Source organism: Secundilactobacillus similis DSM 23365 = JCM 2765, from assembly GCF_001311075.1.
GTDB lineage: Bacteria > Bacillota > Bacilli > Lactobacillales > Lactobacillaceae > Secundilactobacillus > Secundilactobacillus similis.
The window spans coordinates 1-20,735 of sequence record NZ_BBAD01000015.1 but is presented as its reverse complement, the minus strand read 5'-3'; the positions used below and the strand labels follow the sequence as shown (position 1 = coordinate 20,735).

Sequence of the window (20,735 nt, the reverse complement as noted above, 5' to 3'; positions counted from 1 at the left end):
CTATGATCAACTTAATCTTCAAAGACAATCAGTACCTCGACCGCAACAACCACTTCAACGATGATATTGAACAGGCTAGAATCATCAAAAGTCGTAAGATTGCCAACCAAATCGCTGCCGAATACAACGCTCAAGTTACCAGCTATTCTTGGATTTCAGACCGTGAAAATCCATGGTTGGCTGATATGGAAGACGAATAAGGTACCGATAATTAGCGGTACAAACACTTTTAACTAGTTTTCTAGTAAAACAAAAAAGACGCTATTCCCGGATTCCCCAATCCGAAAATAGCGTCTTTTCATCCTCATTTCACTTCGCCAACGTCCGGACTAAATAGTCCTCAAACGTGTTGGGTCCCGTCCCAACAACATCGTTAAAACAGTCACGTTCCCGTCCAATCCCCATTGGCTGTAACTGTCGGCAAGGTGCTTAAAGCCAGTCCTAAAGTATAAATCCTGCGCGCCGATATCATCTAAAAACTGCTCAACTGGCACGTATTCAGCAACGGCATGCTCCCCGGTGACGCATTGAAGCGGGTCACTAATTCTTTCGGCGTGTACGGTGCGGTCCCCACTAGCTCGTACGTGGCCTTATTATGTTTGGCTGGTTCCGCAAGCACGTTCAACACGACTTCGGCAACGTCAATTGGATCAACGTACGCAACGGCACCGTCTAAGCTGTAGAAAATCCGGTATTTTCCGCTCCGCTTTACCGCTAGTGGATCAAAGTTGTGCATGTAGTGCATCGGTTGCAAAATCGTGTACGGCAACTGGGTGCGCATACCCGTGTAAATTAAATGCTCCTCCACATCGCGCTTGGCCGTATGCTGCAACAGTGAACTCAATATGGGGTGGGTCACCGACATAAAAATGAACTGCTGCAACTTCGCCTCAGCTGCCAGATCAATCAATGAATTCCCAATCAACGCTTCCTCCGATGAAAATAACGGTGGAATATAAATTAAAATATCCGCCGCACTAATAATCTCAAGTTGAACGTCCAACTGAGTCAGATCACCCACGATGGCCCGTTCGATCCCTGGTAGTTGCTTCACTGTCGGATTAAGGTCCGTCGCAATCACTGGCAGTCCGCGTTTCACCAATGCATCAACAATAATTGACCCGGTATGGCCAGCTGCTGAAGTCACAACAATCATCTTTTTCATCCCCTTTGCTAAAAGCGTAACACAAATTAGGTGCATATGCACCTAATTTGTGTTACGCTTCACTTGAAAACTAATTCTTTTAGGAGGATGGCATTATGGAACTCGTTAATCATCACGTCTTAATCACCGGTGGCACAACTGGCATCGGCTTCGCAATCGCGCAAAAGTTACTGTCATTGGGCAACGATGTACTGGTTGTCGATTATAGTCAGACCAACATTGATCAAGCTAAAAAGACCCAACCAGCTCTGCAAACGTTCAAGGCCGACTTAAGTTCGGCAAGTGAACGTCAACGATTAGCTGACTGGGTTCAAGTTCATTTTAGTGACCTCGATATGTTGATCAACAACGCCGGTATCCAGCGCTGGATCAACCTTCAAAATCAGGATAAGCGGCAAAGCTGGGACTGGTACCATCAGGAACTGGCCATCAACTTTGAAGCCCCGCTTCACCTGACGATGCTCCTGTTACCGTTGATTACGAGTCATCCGAACAGCGCCATCATCAACGTCTCATCCGGCCTGGTCATCACCACCGGTGCCTGGGTGCACTGTATACTGCCTCGAAGAATGCGGTTCATGGCTTTACCCAATCGTTGCGTCTTCAGTTAGAGGAAGCCGACACGGCGGTATTTGAAATCCTACCACCCGCCGTCAATACCAACCTCGGTGGTAGCGGTGAGCACACCTATGGCTCTGACCTCAACGAATTCGTCAGTGCGGTGATCGACCAACTGGCAAGTGATACGCCAGAGATCACCTTTGACACCTCGTGGACGCAACTGCGCGCCACTAAACAAGAGAACAACGACATGACCGAGCAAGTATGGCACATGTTTAAAGACAACCCGACTTTCAAGAACGCTTAATCGGCCGTGCCTTGTTCAATCGAGTGGCGGAGCTGAATCAATTGTTCAAAGATGTGCTGAGCGTCCGGCCCCAACCTAGACATCAACTCGGCATTTAATTGCTGAATAAATTGATTGATTGCGGTGGTAATCTGCTGACCATCCGCTGTCAGATAAAGCTGCGTTGCTCGCCTGTCTTCAGGATTGGTTCGCTTGTCGACCAATCCTTTTTTGATGAGGTGGTTGACGGCACGGGTGATCGAACTGGGATTCAGGTGCACCACGTCGTTAAATTCACGTTGCACGATACCGGGATGGTCACCGATTTTCATCAGGTAGAAGTAGTTGGACGCATTAACATCGTACGGCGCCAGGGTTTCGGTAATGTGCGTTGAAATGGCAAGATTCAGTTGGGCGACTTGCTGCACGAAATCGGCTTCGGGGGTGTTGGGCATGTTGAGACTCCTTGAATTTTAAATGAGTATTGTTTTCAGTGCTATAACACTAGTTACTATCAAGTTTATCATATAACTTGGGAAATGCGGGAGGTGGGGTTCTGATTATGACAGAATTTATGCATCGTATATTATCAGGCAAATTAATTTCATTTTTGAAAAGTATTAGATTCCTTTATCAAGGCATATTGCCAAATTATTTAATGATATAATAAGAATATTAAATTCATCAATTTAAGAAGGCCTTGCCATGCATAAATCTACTATCTACAAATCTGCTTTACTATTACTACTTCCATTGGGAATTATCGGGGCAACAACGACAACCTCTGCCTCAGCGAAGAATTCGCTTCGTCACTATCCAGCCAGATTTCAACGAACCTGGTATCATTACACTGACGGTCGATACGAAAAAATGATATTTACGCCCAATCATTTAAGTAGCCATACTTACTATGAAAAATGGTACTATAGTCGTTCCCCTTTGCACACGCGAAATCTAAACCTCGATGGTGAACAAGTTTCTTCACATCAAAATTGGACATTCGCAACTTTTAAATCACCATGGCTTTGGGTTTATGGCTGGAATCAAACTGCAGGTGCCGGTGACTATTACAAAGTGAAAATTCATAGCTATCACGGTGTTCGTTTCCGTGTTTTAAGTGCCGCAGGTGGCGCCGGCATATGGACTTATGAGCACTTTTATGCAACTAAGAAAGTCGCTAAAGTAATGAAAAATCGGCATTTTTCAGGCGAGCGCTATTATCCAGAAATCAATTAGTAAATAAATAAGGAACCTACCGAGTTTGGTAGGTTCCTTATTTATTTACTATAACTATTCCTCACGCCGCTTCCGCCGTAACCCAAGCGCACCGGCCAAGCCAGCCAACAATCCTAGTCCCGCCGTTGAAGCTGCGGCGTTACTTTGATCATCCGTCTGTGGCAATTGCTCTTGTTCTGCAGCTTCACTGGCTGCGTTCTGTTCAGTTTGCGCCGTCAGAGATGGTTCGCCATCAGTTGCAAGCTGTTCGATGTTACCAGTCCGCTCAGCATGCCCATTGGATTCGGACGCCCCATTCGTCTCGAATTCAGGGTTGCCTGCTTGTCCAGAGGTGCCAAGTTGCTTAACCTTTGGATCATTGTTAGCAGACTGCGTTTCGTTCGTCCGTGCAGTATTTCGTGTCGACTCCGCTGTATTTGCTTGCTTTGCTGGTGTGGTTAACCCATCGCTAGCAGTTCCCCCGGCCTGTTCAGTCGAAGCTGTTGGAACCGTTTCAACAACCGTTTCCGTCACCACTTCTGGTTGTGACAGCGTTGTCTCTTGGTACAACACGTCGCCGGTTTTTTGATCAACGCTAGCCGAAGTCTCAACATTACCGGCCGTGACTTTCGATAACGTGACCTTGTTGCCGTCACGTTTGATCAAAACGCCACCAACCTGTTGGGCGTCGTCCGCAACCTTAATTGCGTCCGGTGCCGTTGCGCCGATTTGGTTGAGTAGGTTTTGAACTAACTGTGTCAATGATGACGTGGTTGCGGTCGGATCACCAAAGGTCAGGTTCGTCTGTGACCCATCCGACCAAATTTGACTCATAGCGATTGGCGTCCCAGCGTCATCGGTCACAACTTTGGTCGTGTTGCCGTTGTTGGTAACGGTCGTGACTTGGTTGGCCGTAAAGTTACCAGCCGCATCTGCGCCCAAGATCAGTTGGGTATCGCCAGCGGTTTGAACACCGGCTACGTTGCCATCGGGCGTAGCGGTAAAGCTCAACGTTCCGGATGTCACCGTAGTCCCCGGCGTCAAATCAGTCGCCTTCGTTTCGCCAGTAGCGGTTTGTTCAACCAACTGGTAAGTGCCGTCAGCTTGACGTTGGATGGTCGATTGACTGCCATCTAACCAGGTCGTGTCGGCTTGGGTCAACTGTGCGCCGTCCGCGGTCAATTGGGTGGTGATCACCGTTTGGCTGCCGTTAGTTTGGTAAAGTTGATCCTTACTGTCAGACACCTTCCCGTGCTTGGCCGTAACCGCCGTATGGTAGTTGGTCAACGGATCAGTTGCTTTGTGGAGCACGTAGCTATCAGTCGATGCATCGTAGTCCAAGTTAACGTCATTTGCCAAATGCTGCGTTGGAACCGTCGCCGAAACCGTGGCCTGCTCTGGCGTAGTCGTTGGGAGGACGCCCTTATCTTGCAAGAGCTGTTGAATCAGCTTCTGAATGGCCGTTGTGCTCTGTGAAACTTGAACGTTGGTCTTGCTCTGATCGTTCCAAGTCTTATCGATTGACGTCACGTCAGCATCGAGATTGGTTGCAACGACCGTGGTGCCGTCAGTATCCTTGGTAACCGCAACCTTGGTGTAAGCAAAATTCCCTTGGTCATCAGTCCCAACGGCGTAAGTTGTCGTACCGCTGTTACCAGCCAAGTCACCGCTAAACTACCGTCATCTGCTTTGGTGATGGTAAATCCAGCCACCGTTTGGCTGCCCGTCCGATCAGCAATTGCCAAGAGTTGGGCGATACCGGCTGCATCAACGACGACTGCCTGCTTCGTACCGGCGTCGTAAGTCGTTAACTGAACGAGTTGGCCGTTGGCGTTGGTTTCAACTGTGGCGACGTTGGCATCGGTATCCGTGTATTTAGCCGTCTTCGCGTAACTGACAGTACCATCCTTTTGGATGATCAACTGTTGCGTCAGTTCACTGCCATCAGCTTGCGGCGTGGTCAATGTGAGCACTTGTGCGCCATCACTTTGAGTGCTCCGCTTGGTACCGGTTGTCGTCAGCGCATCAGTGCCATCCGGCAGGAGCACGACAGTTGCGGTCGTTACCTCTGGTGCCACCGTTGCGACAACTTGCCCTTGCTTGCCAAGTTGACTCGTGACCACCGTTGTGACTGTGGTGTCACCAGTTGGCGTCACCGTAGTCGTGGTAACCGTGGTTGCCGGTACCGTGATGTTGGTGGTTGCTGGCGTGGTCGTGGTCAACGTGGTGGTTGACGTAATCGCCGTAGTCCGTGGCACGGTCAGTGTTTCAACCAACTGCCCTTCAGCGACCGTTGTGGCCTTAAATACACTGAGTGCACCATCGGCTGGTGTGACGAAGGTCAAGCCGTCAGCGGTTCCGTTACCACCCGCAATCGTTGCCGTGGTGCGCGTGCCATCGGTTTCAACCGTTATCACCGTCAAATCATGGTTATCAGTAATGTGAATCGTCGAAATGGCACCGTCTGACCAACTTTGTGTAAAGGTCGTCCGCGCGGTTTCAACCGCCGTTGCCAGATTCGTTGTCGCTTGTTTGAGCTGCGCAATCGTTGCCGTACCACCGTCAAGCAACGTTTGGAGCTGTTGCTTAGCGGATTGAACGAGTGGTGTCGTGGCCGTTGTTGAGAGGTCGGTCACCGCAATCGCGGCCCGGGCAACATCATTGGTATTTTGCGCGGTTGCAATCACGTTTTGGAGCGCGATTGTTGCTTGCTCGATTTGCGCCGTGGTGCCCGTACCATGCTTAGCAGCCGTCACCGCACTAATCAACGCATCGTTGGTGCCCAGCACATCTTGGTGATGCGCTAACTCGGCTGGAATCGTAATCGCTTCGGCCGTATCGATTGCCGTAGTACGTAAAGTTTCGGCAGTGCCAACTTCAGTCGCTAAATGCTGTGTAGCCTGCGTCAATTCCGTAGCAGTCGCTGTACCATTCTCTAACAAGGCTGCTAACTGCGTCAACGCGTTAGCCACCCCGGTTTCCTTCGTCAAGGTAGTTGCGTTAGCCGTTACTAACGCCATCTGACCAGTTGTTTGCGCTGTACCCGTTGCAGCAATTGCGGTGTTCAAATCAGTGGTTGCCTGTTTGATGATTGCGGTTGTCCCGACTTGTAAGGCCGTGTTCAAGGCCGTTTGCGCTGCGATAACGTCGGCGCTTGCTTTGAGTGACGTTGGAATCACCACGGCAGTTGCGGCAGTGATTACCGTATCACGTTGCAATCGCGCGGTTTTAAGCACATCCGTTAAGGCATCGTTGGCTGCATTGATTTCAGCGGCGCTACCTGTCGTAAAGGTCTTCGTCAACGTTGCCATTGCAGTAGCGACCGGTTGTTCGTTGGCAACTCTACCAATGCCCGTTAACGTGTTTTTTGCCGTGGTTAACGCTTGGTTAGTGTTGGTAATCGCAGTGGTCAACACCGTGGTTGCCGTGTCAATCTCAGCCGTCGTCCCAGTGGTTAAGGCCGTCGTTAACTTGTCAGCCGCTTGCTTAACGTCTTGGTTGGCCTTGAGTTCGGTTGGGACCTGAACTGCATTGGCCGTTGTTGCAGCGGTGTTGCGCGCCGCCTTAGCAGTCGTGGTGGCTTGCTGTAACGCTGTTACGGCCTGCTCGATGGCGTCTGCCGTTCCCGTTGTTAACAGATCAGTTACGCCAGTCACAGCCTTTTGAACCGTTGCTTCGTTAGCGACATCGCCGAGGTTGCCAAGGGCAGTATTGGCCGTTGTTTTGGCATCAGTCACTGCTTGGACCGCGTTTGCTAATTCGGTTGCGGCGATGTTGATGTCATCGGTGGTACCATCAGCCAATTTGGTGTTCAACGTTTCCCGAGCCTTTTTCACTTCCTCGTTAGCTACTTGGTTACCCGATACGATGATGTTCATTGCATCGTTGATTGCGGTTGTCCGAGCGGCTTGGGCAGTTTGGACGGCCGTTGTTAGCTGTTCAGTAGCCTTGGTAATTTCGGCGGTCGTTCCACCAGTCAAGGCAGTTTGTAACAAACCAACTGCCGTTTGAACACTGCCTTCGTTGCCAACTGGTGCAACATTATCTAGCGCTGCGGTTGCAGTAGTTTGAGCTAATGTTGCTACGGTGATGGCGTTGGTTAACGTGGTTGTGGCTGCCATGATTTCACTAGTGGTTCCAGAGGATCGCATAGTTTGCAAGTTATCCTGAGCACTTGTCACAGTGGTATTGGTTGCCAAATCCGTTGGAATCGTAATCATATTCGCAGCAGTGACTGCCGTTGCGCGACTGTAGGTTGCTTGATCAATGTCGGTCGTTAAGGATTCCGTTACTGCTACGATATCGGCAGTGGCAGCAGTTGCCAGTAACTCATTCAACGTGTTGGCCTTTGCCTGAATGCTTGGTTCGTTGGCGACTGTCCCCTGTGAGTTGAGTGCGGTATTGGCATTTTGTTTAGCAGCTATGGTACTGTCAATGACTGTTTGTAGTGCGGTTGCCGCCTCATTGATTTTGGCTGTTGTTCCTGTCACAAGCTGTTCCTCTAGCACACCTCCAGCAGTAGCAACATCACTATTTTTAGCAATATCAGGCGTTATGTTTGATTGTGCTTCAGTAGCCTTGTCAGTCGCTGTTTGTCTGTTGGTCAACGCAGTTTTAGCAGTGGTGTTCAAGGCATCGATAGTCTTGCTGATTTCATCAGTCGATCCATTTGCTAACAGACTAGTTAACTGAGTTGTTAGCTGTTCAACTTCATCTTCATTGCCGACTGGTTGAGCCGTAGTCAAGGCCGTTTGACCATCAGCGTAGGCTTGATTGGCGCCATCGATGGCCGTTTGAAGTTTAGCCGTCATTTCAGTGATGGTATCCGTTTTTGCGACACCTGTATCGGCATCGGACAAAGTTTGAGTTAATAATGCTTGGGCTGCCTTAACGGTCGAGTTATCGGTAATAGTTTCATCAATTGTGATTTGATATGCTTTAGCAACAGCTGTTTCCCGTATTCCAGTTGCAGTCTCAACTGCTGTTGTAAGCGTAGCAACTGCACCATCGATTGCGTCCGCTGTCCCAGTCGACAAAGTATCATTTAACGCTGTAATCGCCTTTTGAACTTCATCCTCCTGGGTAACCGGAGCAGTTTTCTCAAGCGCTACTTGAGCTGTCTGTTGAGCGTCACCGGTCATTTGGATAGCAGTATTCAGCGCCGTCGTCTTCTCGGTAATGTCAGCAATCGTTCCGTTTGAAATCGCCGTGTCTAAGGCCGACTTAGCAGCCGTAACATCGGCATTTTTAGCTATATTTCCCGGCACTTCAACGGCAGTCGCAACTGTAACAACGTCGGCTCGCTCACCATCCGTTTGATCTAACAATTTATCTAAATCATTAGTTGAAGTTTCAATGTCGGCTGCACTACCTGAATTTAGTAAATCATTTAACGCCTGGATAGCCGCATTCACTGTCTCTTCGTTCGCAACGATTCCTGCATTATCAATCGTGTCTTTTGCCTTGCTCTTGACGTCGGTTGTTGTGCTAATGGCGGTTGTCAAATTTTTCGTTGCCTGAACAATTGCTTCAGTTGTTCCTGAATCAAGCGCATCTGCCAATCTATCTTGAGTCATTTGAACATCGCTATTTCCTGCAACTTCAGTTGGTACCTGAACTGCACGACCAGCATTAACCGCAGCGTCACGTGATTCCTGAGCCGACTTGGTAGCTTCAGTGAGCTTAGCAGTGGCTGAACCAATCGCTTCGGTAGTCCCAGTTGTTAAAATACCTTTCAACGCTGTTAGTAGCGGTGACACAGTCGGTTCATTAGCAACCGTTTTAGCCGTATCAACTGCAGCGTTACCAGCAGTTACAGCCTTATCGGTAGCTGCACTGACAGTTTTCAAAACTGTTGTGGCCAACCTAATTTGCTCAGTTGTGCCCGTCTCCAACTTAGTCATCAAATTCGTTGCGGCAGAAGCAACGTCAGCGTTGTTCTTCAGAGTCTCTGGTACATTTTTTTGTGCCTGATTGGCATCGGTAATGGCCACATTTCGGTCAGCTTGAGCCGTCTGACTAGTTTGATTCAGCTGATCAGTTAGTTTTTGAATATCACTGGTTGTCCCACTCTTCAGTGCAGCGTTTAATTGATTAATCAGTGTGGCAACTTCGGTTTCATTATCAACTGATTCAGCCGTCTGTAATGCGGTTTGGCCTTGATTATAGGCAGTCGTTGCCGTTTCAATCACCTGCCGTAACGTTGCCGTCATACCCGTAATGTCAGCCGTTGTCCCTTGGTCAGTTTCACCATTGTTAAGTGCATCGTTCAGGTTACGCTTCGCTGCAATCACATCGGCATTGCCCGCAATCGTGAACTCAATAACTACCGTACCCGCGTCCTTAACGGCGATGTCGCGGTTCTCGTTGGCCAGCTTCAAAGCATTCTGTAAAGTAGCAGTGTCATCAGTAATTTGGGTGGCAGTACCTGTTTCAAGTGTCGCTGTCAGCGTTTCAATAGCCTTTTCAACATCAATTTCTTTAGTGACTGGAGTCGTTTTCGTCAGCAAATCTGAGCCAGTCGTGTAGGCCTTTTCAGTCGTTTCAATGGCCTTTTGAAGTGCCTCAGTAGCAGTATTAATCGAATCGGTTGTCGTTGGTGTGTTATCCCCTGCCGTGATTGCCTCTTGAAGTGCTTGATTAGCCTTGACCACGTCAGTATTTTCCGACAGATTTTCTGGAATTACAACAGCGTTGGCATCCTTAATTGCGACGGTTTGATCCGCTTTATTTTTCGCTGGCGTATAGGTAGCGTTGTACCCATCTTGGTAACCTTGCGATTTCGCACTTAGATCAGTAGCAGGCTCAACCCGTGAACTGCCGTCAGTAGTCCCCGCCGTTTGACCCAGCGCTTCATCTGCCTGATAACTATCCAGACCGGTTTGATACCCGACAGCATAGCCATCCTGATATCCCTTTGACTCACCACTCACGTCTAACGATGACTTGCCTGAAAGCCCGGTTGCTTCACCGACAGTTGTACCCGTTGTACGATCCGTATCATAACTGGCCTTCGCTGCTGTATACGCTTCTGTGTAGGCTGTCTGATACTTCTCACTTTCAGTCGCGTTATCAACGATTGCTTCACCGGCTAAACCAGCTTGGTTACCGGCTTCTGCGCCGGCTACAGTATCAGCCTTATCCTTTGTATCTTGGTACGTGCTATTGTAGCCATCAATGTAACCTTGAGACTTATCAGTTAAATCTGCCTCGGCTTCACGCGCATTACCAGCAGTTGCCCCATCAAACGCACCCATTTCGCGATCAGTATCATAACTAGCTTTCGCTGTTGTATACGCTGCGGTGTAGGCGTCTTGATATGAGGTAGTTTCTGTCGTTACATCGGCTGCAACATTACCAGCCAAACCAGCTTTAGCACCATCAAGTTTACCGGCATTCGTATCAGCCGCATTCTTGGCATCTTGATACGTACTGTTATAACCATCAATATACCCTTGTGATTTATCCGTTAAATCTATTTGAGCTAAACGATTATCACCGTCAATTTGCCCAGCTTTAGCACCTGAAGCTTCATCTTGATCATAGCTCGCTTTAGCAGTCGTATAAGCATCAGTATACGCAGTTTTAAACTTATCGGTTTCAGTCTGGTTATCAACTGCAACTTTACCGGCTAATCCGGCTTGCTTTCCGGCGTCTGTACCGGCATTTACATCGGCTGTATCTTTCGAGACTTGGTACGTACTGGTATAGCCATCAACGTACCCTTGTGATTGATCTGTTAAATCTATTGCTGCTTCACGAGCTTCACCGGCTGCAGTACCAGCGTCAGCACCGGCTATCCGATCAGTATCATAACTGGCCTTCGCCATTGTATAGGCAGCAGTGTAGGCATCTTGATACTTAGTGGTTTCGGTTGTAACGTCCGCCTTATCTTCACCTGCTAGACCCGCAGTGGTCCCATCAAGTTGACCGGCATTCGTATCAGCCTCGTCCTTCACACCTTGATACGTAGTGGTATAGCCGTCAATATAGCCTTGTGAGCGCCCAGTTAAATCAGCCTCATCTAATCGACTTGAACCGTCAGCTGTTGCATCGTTAATACCAGCCGTTTTATCGGCCGTATATTGACCTTTTGCAGCCTCATAGCTCGCCAATACACCGTCAGAATAACCCTTTGTATCAAGTGCTGTGGGTTGGTCTTTACCAGCTAATCCCGCAGCGGTGCCATCCGTCTCACCAAGTTTTTTATCTTCATCGTAAGACGCTTTTCCAGTTTCATAACCGTTCAAATACCCTTTAATATAGGCTTCATCAAATGGTGTTTTCGCTAGCGTTGCTTCATCTTGCGGCGTTAAGTCGTTCAACCCAACACTGTGCCCGGCATCTTGCCCCTTCTTAAAATCATCGGTCGCAGTTTCAACAGCTTTCAAATACCCATCAATGTAGTTTTGCGGCTGATTATCAGCTGCCAATTCTTCCGAAGTCTTCACCGCATCATTCAAGAAATCGTTAGTCCCCGCAACATCGCCATCAGCGAGAGTTGCAGTATTAACATAGGATGGTTCGCCAGCAGCGGAAATCTTTTCCGTCGCACCACTTACCGCTTTCGGATCGTCAGGATTCATGTGTCCCAAACTAAAGTCTGCTCCAGAACCACCGTAGTTCACCGTCGTGTTACCGGCCGTCACATCCTCGTTAGCATTTAATGCTAGCGGTCCTTCAACCGAACCATCCGTCCCAGTTTCAGTCAACGTTGCTTCTCCCGTCGCCACATTGATTTCAATTCGAGACAGTGCACCATCAGACCACTTCTTTTGAATAATAACGATTTGCTCAACATTGTTCCGGGTAATGGTCGTTTGACCACCATCCGCATCATCGGTGACAGTGTCGTTCCCAGTGACAGTTAAGGTAGTCGCTGCGGTGTCAAAATTCAGTTGATCAGCAGCCAATCCGTATGCTGTAGCAACCTTTGCCTGACCTTCACTGGTCAGGCTGATTGTGTAGTCGTTAGGTTGTAAAGCAGCAACATTAGGATCAACTGCAACGCCATTTTTAGTAATCACAACGTCATCAGCAGTTAAGGTCACATTCGGCACGTTCAACCCGTCCTGAGGTGCTTTAAGTGTTACGTTAAAGCCGGTTTCACCTTCAGCAAACTTAACGGGTGTCAATGAAATATCTGGACTCCGATACGAAACGACATAGTTCCCAGTACTCTTACCTGGAATATCGGTCGAAGCAGTCCAAGCACCACCATCTAAAGTGTACCCAGAAATGTAACCGTCAACTTGTTGAATCGGGACTGAACTGATATCGCTACCCAGTGAAATTGCATTACCATTCACGTCCGTAATTTCCGTTGCCGATCCCGCATGAACCGCATTACTCGTTCCGGCCGAACCCTGACTAACTGCAGGAATCGTCACACCATCAGGCGTTGTATATGATGCAACAGCTTGCTGTTGTGTTTTCGAGGTGGCTTTATAGTAAACGTTAATCGTATTGTAAGTTCCGGTACCAGTAGTCATCGTAGGATCAACTACCTGCATATCGGCCCTTTGGAAGTTCCCAGTAATATCGGTACCAACTGCCCCAACGAAGGTGTAGCCATCAATAGTGGGTGCACCGTAGCTAGCGCTGTCGCCAGAAGTGGTTGCGGTAACGTTTAACGTATTCCCGACACTGGCGTTGATGTTTGTTGATGGTTTCAGCGTAGCACCACCATCCACGTTGATGTAGTTGACGGTAACTTGTTGAGTAACAGGCGTTAAAGTGAAGGAAGTCACTCGACCTTGAGCAAGTGCACTAGCACCACCGCCGCCAAATGCGCCAAATAACGCAATCGCTGTTGAACTAGGTAAGTTAATACCACTGACAGCTAGTGTCCGCAAAGGCGTTGAGGCTGCAGTATAAGTCTTCGCATCGTATAACGTTGCTGAAAGGGTCCCGGTAACAGTTTCACCGGATAACTGTGTTGAGTCCGGGGTCCATTGAATATCGTACAGAACATCCAGTACACCCGAAATAGGCGAAGTTTGAGGGTTAGTTCTTTGAGTCTTATCACCGTCTTTATCGTTACCGCCCATCAATGTGTCGTCATTTAACCCATCAATACCTTTATCAACCATTTGTAAATTGACAAACGACTTACCAGTTTTATCATCAGTTTGACGAATCGTTAGCGCACCTGGCTTGCTGTCATACGTATTCGGATCTCCCGAAACGTAACCATCAAATCCCACAAAAGTTGTGGATTGTTGGCCTAAAATACCAATATCAGCAGCCGCACTAGCACCAGCACCAACGCCAGCAGTTTGCGGTAATACGGGTTGAAGAATGATTCCCAAGCCACCGCCAGCAACATTTGTGCTCATTTGCCACTCGCCTTGAATTTCGAAACTAGAATTAGTATTGATCTGATTTTTGTACGCATATGACGCAGCCGAATTAGCGGAGTTATTAACTAATTTAACCCACTGTTTTCCGTTCGCATCAACGTAAACCTTCCCAAACTCTTCGTAATTATCACCCGTATTAGCAACAATAACTTCTTTATTACCATCAGCGGCATCAGCACCACCTTAACCTACGAAGTTACCGTTGTCTGATACATAGTAGGTATCCTTGCCATCGGCAGTCTTAACCGCTGTTAAATTCCCAGTAATCTCCGTTGACATATCATCCGAAGTCCCAGTCTGACCACCAATCGTCACAGCCCCCGGCGCAGTATCCGACACGTTTCCTTTATCATCAATATACTTACCGCCAAGTTGATCAATTGACTTCAAAGAAGTGGCGGTCATCGTATTTGTAGATGCTGTGTCATCGGTGCTGGTCGTCACATCACCAGCATCCGCACTAGCCCCATCCTTCGCCGTCACCGTCCCAACACTGGCGCCACTAGCCACCACCGCCTGCTTAGCCGCAGCAATATGTGCACTAGTCGCCCCAGCCGGCAAGTCAACCGTTACGCTACTATCCGTACCCGTGCTCGTAGTTGTGCCCACAGGTAAATCAGCGGTCGCCGAATTGGTGGCCGTTGTTTGGGAAGCATCTGAAGTTGACCCGGTTGTTGCTTGAGTCTGAGCTTGTGTCGTTGTCGAAGTCGTACTCTCGCCAGTAGTTGCCGGCTCAGCGGACGTTGAAGACACCGCCGCTGGACTGCTTCCCTGCGTCGATGTCTGTGCTGTGATTGCAGTATTTTCACTCAGCGTATCGGCATGTGCGGTGCTCGTCATCAAGAACGAGCCGAAAGTGGCGATTGAGATGCCGGCCACTAACCAACGCTTACCTGCCTTGTAAGCCTTATAGTGCGTCTTAACTGAACGCATGTCCCGGTAAAGCTGATTTCGTTTCTTATCCATATGTGTATATCCCCTTAATTACTATCGTTGTCTAACCCGCATCTGATTTGCGAATCAGCTAATTATTAGTAATTTTCGAGATACCCCACCTGAAATGCGCTCCTATGCATTTGCCTGTCTGGGCCGCGGCTACGTCATTCCCACTGGAATCAATAGCGGCTTGCCAATGTAGTACCCTTGTAAAATATCGCAAGGGAATTTTTCAGTAATGGTCAGCAGTTCGTCCTCAGTTTCGATTCCCTCGATCGCAAACTTTTTGTGCTTGGTCGCTGCTAAGTCGTACCAGAACTGAAGTTCCGATTCAACCTCCCCCATGGTGTTGAACGGTCGTAGATTCTGTAACGCAAACTTATACTCGTCAATGTATGGATCCAGTTGTAACACTAACTCAGGCGTGTTAAACCCGGTGCCAACGTCATCGATGCAAACTAATAAGCCGAGTTGTTTAAAATGCTGGGCGGCGAAAAACAGCTCTCTCGCTGTCACGTTCGGGTCCTGGCGTTCCGTTAACTCGGTGTAGATGTGAATGTCTGTTTTGGCCTGAACGCGTGCCACCATGGCAGCGAAGGCCGGATCAATAAACTGGGTCTGTTCCAAATTGAAGGACACAATGGTCGTCGTCTTCGGTAACACTTCCAAAACCTGCCCCAACAATCGTTCAATCGTTGGTGCTGTAATGGCCCCAAAGTCGTGCGGCAGCGTCCACTCATCGCCATGCGCTTCCCGAATAAATAGTTCATAGCCGATTGCTAAATCGTTCGCGCCACTTCTAGAAAACTTGGGTTGTCCAAAAAAAGTAAGCGTTGTCTTCACCCCCTATCCAAAGATTAAGCTCAGACTAATTCTAGATTAATGCAAGTATAATTGACGTTTTCAAGGGTTACAACCGTAAATTTATGACCTCTTTTTCCAATATTTATACACCAATTCGCTGATTATCAAATTAACATACAATTTTTAGCCAAAATAACTGCATATAAAATACGACAATTGTGAACTAATTATAACGACCAATTTTCACCTGAAAATCGAATCCGGATAATCAATCGCTATTTCAGGCAATAGTTCGTTTTTACGCTAATACAATTTATCAAGTAGTTGTTATAACGTTATAATAATATAAGGCGTTTATTCTCCTGACTAACCACCGGAAGCCTAGCTTAAAATCTTCGTTTTTTCAAATAAACCGGTTTCATCTTATAAAACCGGTTTCATTTTGGTCGTAAATCGGCAAATATTCAAAAAAGTAGCACTTTTTTTCACTAGAACGACCAAAAATTTGCGAAAAATTCTCAATTTTGGCAAAAATTGACCAGTCAATCATCCCCGCTACAACAGTATTTCTAACCATTCCGGGTAAACAATGGATAGTAACCCGCTCATCACGATCATAAAAAAAAGCCTCATGAGTCAACTCATGAGACCATCAAAGTTAAAACTGTTCATCAGGCTTGCATCAAATCCTGCAAACTCCACTCGATCAATCGCTCATCCGCAGCAACGGCTTCGGCAACCTGACCGGCCTCAACTGCAGTCAACAACGTCTCATTTAATTCAAAAATCGTTGCCACTCCGTTATCGCGTTGGGCGTTCCAACGCCCCAACCGCAAATAGATGGGTTTCAAACTGTTAATCATCATGGTGTACACCTGATTACCCGATGCGATTGCCAGCGAATGGAAGAAGTCAAAAATCGCTGGGGACTGAACATCTAAGTTATCACCATTTTTAAACCGCATCAGTGCCCGGCGAGCTTCTCGCAACGGTTCAGCTAACCGCTTTTGTGCTGCCAACTTGATTGCGTCACACTCTAACGACCGCCGCACCTGATAGATGGACTGCAACATCGCTGGCGTGTAAAAACCGTCATGGAGCGCCACCACTTCATGCATCGTTTCCAACGTGCCATCAACCAGATAATCCGCCACCACCGCGCCCTGCCGTGGTTTGATGGTGATAAAATGCAGCTGGGCCAACCGCTGCAATCCATGGTTGATCACTGACCGGCTAACCCCCATTTGCTCAGCTAGTTCACGCTCATGCGGCAACGTCTCACCGGGTTTCAGCTTCCTTAAAATGATGGCTTCCTTCATTTGATTGGTAAAAATATCCGTCGCACTCGGTGCATGGATCGGTTCAAATTTCACGTTAACGGCCTCCTTGTTCTGGTTGTACCAGATACCACAGTCCAGTTTAGCACGCTTTAGCTTCAAAATCGCCCTTTTCGGCTTTCACTCCCACCACCGGCTATTTATACTAAAGTCACTTAACTTTGAGGAGGAATTCACATGACGATTCAACACGTAACAGTTGCGGGTGATGGCGTTTTAGGTAGCCAAATTGCTTTTCAGACCGCCTTTAAAGGCTATAACGTCACGTTATATGATATTAACGAAAAAACAGTAAAGCACGCGCAGTTGCTCATTAGTCAACTACAGCCAAGTTACGAGCACGACTTACAAGTAACGGTCGACGACTTCCAAACTGCCATGAGCCGCATGACCTTTTCAACCGACTTGGCCGATGCCACCAAGGATGCAGACCTGATCATCGAAGCGATTCCAGAGAAGATTTCGATCAAGCAAAGCTTCTACAAGGAACTCAGCCAAGTTGTACCCAAGGACGCCATCTTCGCAAGTAACTCTTCAACCTTGTTGCCAAGCGATATCGCACCTGCAACCGGCCGACCAACTCGCTTCCTAAACCTGCATTTTGCCAACCAAATCTGGTTGCGAAACACGGCTGAAGTGATGGGCTCACCGGAGACGAATCCAGCGGTATTTAACACCGTCGTTGACTTCGCGAAGTCCATCGGGATGATTGCCATTCCGCTACAAAAGGAACAACCCGGCTACGTACTCAACAGTATCTTGGTCCCATGGTTAAACGCGGCACTGAAGCTTTGGGCAAACGGGATTGCGACGCCCGAAACCATCGATAAAACTTGGATGGTCGTGCTCTCATCACCAATTGGACCATTCGGGATTCTTGACATGATTGGCCTGCGCACCCACTACAACATCGTGGTTACTGAAGCCGAACGCACCGGTGACGCTGATTTGAAGCACGCTGCCGATAAGATGAAAGAACGAATCGATGCCAACTTACTGGGACCATCGACTGGAGAAGGTTTCTATCACTATCCAAATCCCGAGTTTATGAACCCTGACTTTTTGAAATAACCCTGTGTCTCAACCACAGCGGCGGCATAAGTGAGTTACCATCCTGAAAGTGCTGGCAGTGTGAGCTGCTGGTCCTTTTTATTGGGTCAATCTAAAAAAGCGCGTCTAACCCCAGAGTGGTCAGACACGCTTTTAATTTAGCTATTAATACGCCATCCGCACCCGCGCCGTCCGCGCAACCGATGACTTATATGTTGTATAAACTTCCCACTTCGTCGATGCATCGTTTGGTAACTTCACCAGCACCTTACGCGTCTTACCAGCCAACTTTAACTTGGTTGGGACAAACTGGAACGTGCCGCCTAGATAGTCGAAACCGGCAACCTGGTAGTTCTTAGTCTTAGTCCCATTGATGCTGAGTTTAAATTTAGTGTTAATATTGCGCACTTCTTTGTTACTCAATTTAACGGTCTTGGGCATTCCGGTCACCTTAGCAGCGCTGGCGGTGAATTTAACCGCCGTTTGATGCTTGCCTGTCTTGTGATACCAAGTGCCACGAATTGGTGTGGCGAAGGTGCGCGCAGAAGCTTGAGTGGTCATTGCCGTTGTGGTGAGCGCCAGAGCGCCGGCGAAGGTTGCGGTGGTTAGGAGCAGGTAGTGGTTGAGGTAGTGGTTGAGTTTGTGCAGGTTCATGTGTGTCGTCCCCTTTTGAGTTTAGTGAGCATTCGTTACTCAAAGCATACCAAAAAAGTCTTGTCTATTAAATCTTTTCTTACAGTCATCTCGTAGTTAACCCGCGTTCCTAAAATTAAGGAGATGATGATTATGCTCACTTCAACGAAACCCTTGCTGGCAGTTGGCCTCACCCTCTCAGTTGGTGCCGGTGTCAGTTGGCTTCAACCGACTGACGTTTCAGCAAAATACACCACCACACCATCCTCACTTCGTGGTAAATGGCAGACACACCGCGACAGCAACGGCGAATCGCAATTTCTCAGCATCAGCAAATACGGCTTTTACGTCAACAATTTCCGTTATGGCCGCTCAGTTGGCCAACCAAGCTATTTTTCTGGAAAACGGCTGACAGCTTATCGTTCAGGATACGACTTAGTTGTCAGCCAAAAATCTCCCGCGGTTACTACTCGCTGGGCAAGAATGGCACGGATGCGATTTGGCACCTGAAGAAAACCCGGTATCACGGTCAGACCGTGCTTAAGTCTTGGTATTATCGATTAGGCGATGCGGTTAAGCCGATCGGTAGTTCTTATTATTACCATCGTTAATCTCAAAGCTTAGCCCTTCCCAATCCGAAAGACAACGAACCGCCCGATTTTCCTAAATGGAAATCCGGCGGTTCGTTTTTAACTACTATAAATTAATAATGATGAAAAGCTAATTAATCCACTTTCCGTTTCTTACTACCAACAACTCCAAGCGTCCCCAACATCGCCACACCAATCAGCCAAGCAATCCGCTTTGAGTCTCATCAGTCTGTGGCAACGTCTCAGCCTTGCCAGCAGCGTTCTCAGTAGTAGCACCTTCAGCACGCTCAGTCGTAGCTAACTTAACCGAATCACTGGTTGGCGCTACCGAATCATCACTCAACTTCTGGTAATCATCCGATGCAACAACCGCTTGCGTATCCTCTGGCGCGTCATTCACAACCGCGCCAGCATCCGTTGAAGTTGTCGTCTCCGGTTGATCAGCTTTCACCGCCGTTGCCGCGTCTGAAGGGGCAGTCGTCACAGCAGTGTCTGAATCAGTGCCGGACGTGGTCCCTGTATCAGGCGCCGTCGTATCAGTACCAGTTCCGGTCGTTGAAGTACCCTCACCCGAACCGGGATCAGTCGTTGTACCAGTACCGTTACCAGTGTCACCACCATCAGCCGGTTGCGCAACCTTGTCGTAGACTAAGGTCAAATCCATCGTGTTACCACTGTATTTACCAGTTGTAGTTGCTAGTTGACCGTCCGCTAACTGATAGCCGGCAATCGTTGGTGCGGTGACCGTGTAGTCCGTGCCAACCTTGCCAGTGTTGGTCGTTGGTGTCGCAATCGCGTTGCCGTTTTGGTCAACGTAGTGCACCGTCATGCCAGTGGTGGTCTGCGATTCATCAGGCAGGACGCCGTTCTTCACGTAAGTCAGCGTGAGTGCCATGGCGTTGCCCTTGTACTGACCGGAAACCGGTTGGGCTTGAGTGGTGTAGCCTTTGATTTGCGGTACCGTTACTTTGTAATCAGTACCAACCTTCCCCGATTGAGTGGTTGGGGCTTGGATGGCGTTGCGTCTTGATCGACATAGTTGATGGTCATGGTCGTGGTATTAGCAGATTCGTCAGGAATTACGCCATCCTTAACGTACGTCAGCGTTAGTACCATATTGTTACCTTTAAACTGGCCAGAAATTGGTTTGGCAGTTGTGGTATACCCTTTAATTGCGGGAACACTGACCGTGTAGTCCGTACCAACTTGGCCACTCTGGACCGTTGCTGTTTGAAGTTCATTACCTGCTGCATCAACGTATTTAACTGTCAAATTAGTCATCGTTTGAGATGCATCCGGAAGCGCTGGTTTAGGCGTTGTCACGTTGACCGTATAGACGGTTGGTTTATTCGCTGCTTGAATAGCGAACGTCCTCTTCTGACCCGTTGCGAGCACATAGCCATCTGGAACCGTTGCCGTGTAACTGGTTACGGTTGCTGGAAGGATAACTTGTTTCAATTGACTTCCCGTATCGACATCAACGTAGTTCACATATGCCCCAACCAAAAGGTAAGTGTCCGCATCATTCGGATCGCCAGTATACGATGTATTCACTAGTAACAATCCCTGTGGATCATCCTCGGTACCAGCGCCGACACCAATCCAAGTCGTATCATTAGCAGCGTTCATGGCACCTGTAGACGATGGCATCACTGGCTTAAGTAAGAATCCGGTACCTAATACAATCTTTTTAGCCATTAATCCAGTAAACATGCCATATACCGGGCTAGTACTATCCAGACTATCGGTTGAATTAGTCATCGTATGCCAATCTGACAAATCAAGAACTGGCATACT

17 protein-coding genes are annotated in these 20,735 nt (G+C 48.2%); 6 read left to right on the top strand and 11 right to left on the bottom strand.

The annotated features are described in order from the left end of the window. Window positions 1-2: 2 nt before the first annotated feature. Complete coding sequence (locus JCM2765_RS05360; protein WP_054734676.1) at window positions 3-200, top strand: hypothetical protein; 198 nt, start codon at window positions 3-5, stop codon at window positions 198-200. A gap of 272 nt (window positions 201-472) precedes the next feature. On the opposite strand, the gene JCM2765_RS05355 is transcribed toward JCM2765_RS05360, so the two are convergent. After that, window positions 473-1,156 (bottom strand): SDR family oxidoreductase, encoded by a 684-nt coding sequence (locus JCM2765_RS05355; RefSeq protein WP_225351980.1) that lies wholly within the window; start codon window positions 1,154-1,156, stop codon window positions 473-475. A gap of 104 nt (window positions 1,157-1,260) precedes the next feature. Between JCM2765_RS05355 and JCM2765_RS05350 the strand changes: the two genes are divergently transcribed. After that, window positions 1,261-1,776: an SDR family NAD(P)-dependent oxidoreductase gene (locus tag JCM2765_RS05350; protein WP_054734673.1), complete on the top strand. Its 516-nt coding sequence runs from the start codon at window positions 1,261-1,263 to the stop codon at window positions 1,774-1,776. Further along, window positions 1,680-2,033, top strand: a complete 354-nt coding sequence (locus JCM2765_RS18705; protein ID WP_082405004.1) for an SDR family NAD(P)-dependent oxidoreductase — start codon at window positions 1,680-1,682, stop codon at window positions 2,031-2,033. The genes JCM2765_RS05350 and JCM2765_RS18705 overlap by 97 nt, the downstream gene beginning before the upstream one ends. On the opposite strand, the gene JCM2765_RS05340 is transcribed toward JCM2765_RS18705, so the two are convergent. After that, complete coding sequence (locus JCM2765_RS05340) at window positions 2,030-2,467, bottom strand: MarR family winged helix-turn-helix transcriptional regulator (protein ID WP_054734667.1); 438 nt, start codon at window positions 2,465-2,467, stop codon at window positions 2,030-2,032. The two genes, JCM2765_RS18705 and JCM2765_RS05340, sit on opposite strands and share 4 nt — an antisense overlap. Before the next feature lie 250 nt (window positions 2,468-2,717). On the opposite strand from JCM2765_RS05340, the gene JCM2765_RS05335 reads away from it, so the two are divergent. Then, the gene (locus JCM2765_RS05335; RefSeq protein ID WP_054734664.1) at window positions 2,718-3,248 is read left to right on the top strand and encodes a hypothetical protein; all 531 of its coding nucleotides are present in this window, start codon (window positions 2,718-2,720) and stop codon (window positions 3,246-3,248) included. Window positions 3,249-3,302: 54 nt separating this feature from the next. Here JCM2765_RS05335 and JCM2765_RS17940 read toward each other — a convergent pair whose 3' ends face one another. The 6 genes from JCM2765_RS17940 to JCM2765_RS05315 all read right to left on the bottom strand — a co-directional run bounded on the left by JCM2765_RS17940 (window position 3,303) and on the right by JCM2765_RS05315 (window position 16,701). After that, complete coding sequence (locus JCM2765_RS17940; RefSeq protein WP_082405005.1) at window positions 3,303-4,061, bottom strand: LPXTG cell wall anchor domain-containing protein; 759 nt, start codon at window positions 4,059-4,061, stop codon at window positions 3,303-3,305. Between the two features lie 692 nt (window positions 4,062-4,753). Continuing rightward, a complete protein-coding gene (locus tag JCM2765_RS05330) occupies window positions 4,754-13,564 on the bottom strand; it encodes a beta strand repeat-containing protein (RefSeq protein WP_054734662.1) in 8,811 nt (2,936 codons plus the stop codon). A 207-nt stretch (window positions 13,565-13,771) separates the two neighbouring features. After that, a complete protein-coding gene (locus JCM2765_RS05325) occupies window positions 13,772-14,554 on the bottom strand; it encodes a KxYKxGKxW signal peptide domain-containing protein (RefSeq protein WP_054734659.1) in 783 nt (260 codons plus the stop codon). A 129-nt stretch (window positions 14,555-14,683) separates the two neighbouring features. Further along, window positions 14,684-15,367: an EAL domain-containing protein gene (locus tag JCM2765_RS05320; RefSeq protein ID WP_054734656.1), complete on the bottom strand. Its 684-nt coding sequence runs from the start codon at window positions 15,365-15,367 to the stop codon at window positions 14,684-14,686. Between the two features lie 379 nt (window positions 15,368-15,746). Then, window positions 15,747-15,968: a hypothetical protein gene (locus JCM2765_RS17060; protein WP_156301686.1), complete on the bottom strand. Its 222-nt coding sequence runs from the start codon at window positions 15,966-15,968 to the stop codon at window positions 15,747-15,749. 31 nt (window positions 15,969-15,999) lie between these two features. After that, on the bottom strand, window positions 16,000-16,701 hold the full coding sequence (locus tag JCM2765_RS05315) for a FadR/GntR family transcriptional regulator (protein ID WP_054734654.1): 702 nt from the start codon (window positions 16,699-16,701) through the stop codon (window positions 16,000-16,002). 141 nt (window positions 16,702-16,842) lie between these two features. On the opposite strand from JCM2765_RS05315, the gene JCM2765_RS05310 reads away from it, so the two are divergent. Next, the gene (locus JCM2765_RS05310; protein WP_054734652.1) at window positions 16,843-17,736 is read left to right on the top strand and encodes a 3-hydroxyacyl-CoA dehydrogenase; all 894 of its coding nucleotides are present in this window, start codon (window positions 16,843-16,845) and stop codon (window positions 17,734-17,736) included. Window positions 17,737-17,880: 144 nt separating this feature from the next. Here JCM2765_RS05310 and JCM2765_RS05305 read toward each other — a convergent pair whose 3' ends face one another. Then, a complete protein-coding gene (locus JCM2765_RS05305; protein ID WP_054734649.1) occupies window positions 17,881-18,369 on the bottom strand; it encodes a hypothetical protein in 489 nt (162 codons plus the stop codon). Window positions 18,370-18,501: 132 nt separating this feature from the next. Between JCM2765_RS05305 and JCM2765_RS05300 the strand changes: the two genes are divergently transcribed. Then, a complete protein-coding gene (locus tag JCM2765_RS05300) occupies window positions 18,502-18,858 on the top strand; it encodes a hypothetical protein (protein WP_054734647.1) in 357 nt (118 codons plus the stop codon). Between the two features lie 276 nt (window positions 18,859-19,134). Here JCM2765_RS05300 and JCM2765_RS05295 read toward each other — a convergent pair whose 3' ends face one another. Then, the gene (locus JCM2765_RS05295; protein WP_054734644.1) at window positions 19,135-19,833 is read right to left on the bottom strand and encodes a MucBP domain-containing protein; all 699 of its coding nucleotides are present in this window, start codon (window positions 19,831-19,833) and stop codon (window positions 19,135-19,137) included. A gap of 68 nt (window positions 19,834-19,901) precedes the next feature. After that, window positions 19,902-20,735 (bottom strand): MucBP domain-containing protein (locus JCM2765_RS05290; RefSeq protein ID WP_225351979.1); only part of this gene is annotated, 834 nt, incomplete at its 5' end.

Excerpts from the sequence above, each read along its gene's own strand:
- JCM2765_RS05360 (WP_054734676.1), top strand. The coding sequence starts at position 3 with ATGATCAACTTAATCTTCAAAGACAATCAGTACCTCGACCGCAACAAC.
- JCM2765_RS05355 (WP_225351980.1), bottom strand. The coding sequence starts at position 1,156 with ATGATTGTTGTGACTTCAGCAGCTGGCCATACCGGGTCAATTATTGTT.
- JCM2765_RS05350 (WP_054734673.1), top strand. The coding sequence starts at position 1,261 with ATGGAACTCGTTAATCATCACGTCTTAATCACCGGTGGCACAACTGGC.
- JCM2765_RS05340 (WP_054734667.1), bottom strand. The coding sequence starts at position 2,467 with ATGCCCAACACCCCCGAAGCCGATTTCGTGCAGCAAGTCGCCCAACTG.
- JCM2765_RS05335 (WP_054734664.1), top strand. The coding sequence starts at position 2,718 with ATGCATAAATCTACTATCTACAAATCTGCTTTACTATTACTACTTCCA.
- JCM2765_RS17940 (WP_082405005.1), bottom strand. The coding sequence starts at position 4,061 with ATGAGTCAAATTTGGTCGGATGGGTCACAGACGAACCTGACCTTTGGT.
- JCM2765_RS05330 (WP_054734662.1), bottom strand. The coding sequence starts at position 13,564 with ATGAGCACAAATGTTGCTGGCGGTGGCTTGGGAATCATTCTTCAACCC.
- JCM2765_RS05325 (WP_054734659.1), bottom strand. The coding sequence starts at position 14,554 with ATGGATAAGAAACGAAATCAGCTTTACCGGGACATGCGTTCAGTTAAG.
- JCM2765_RS05310 (WP_054734652.1), top strand. The coding sequence starts at position 16,843 with ATGACGATTCAACACGTAACAGTTGCGGGTGATGGCGTTTTAGGTAGC.
- JCM2765_RS05305 (WP_054734649.1), bottom strand. The coding sequence starts at position 18,369 with ATGAACCTGCACAAACTCAACCACTACCTCAACCACTACCTGCTCCTA.
- JCM2765_RS05300 (WP_054734647.1), top strand. The coding sequence starts at position 18,502 with ATGCTCACTTCAACGAAACCCTTGCTGGCAGTTGGCCTCACCCTCTCA.
- JCM2765_RS05295 (WP_054734644.1), bottom strand. The coding sequence starts at position 19,833 with ATGGCACTCACGCTGACTTACGTGAAGAACGGCGTCCTGCCTGATGAA.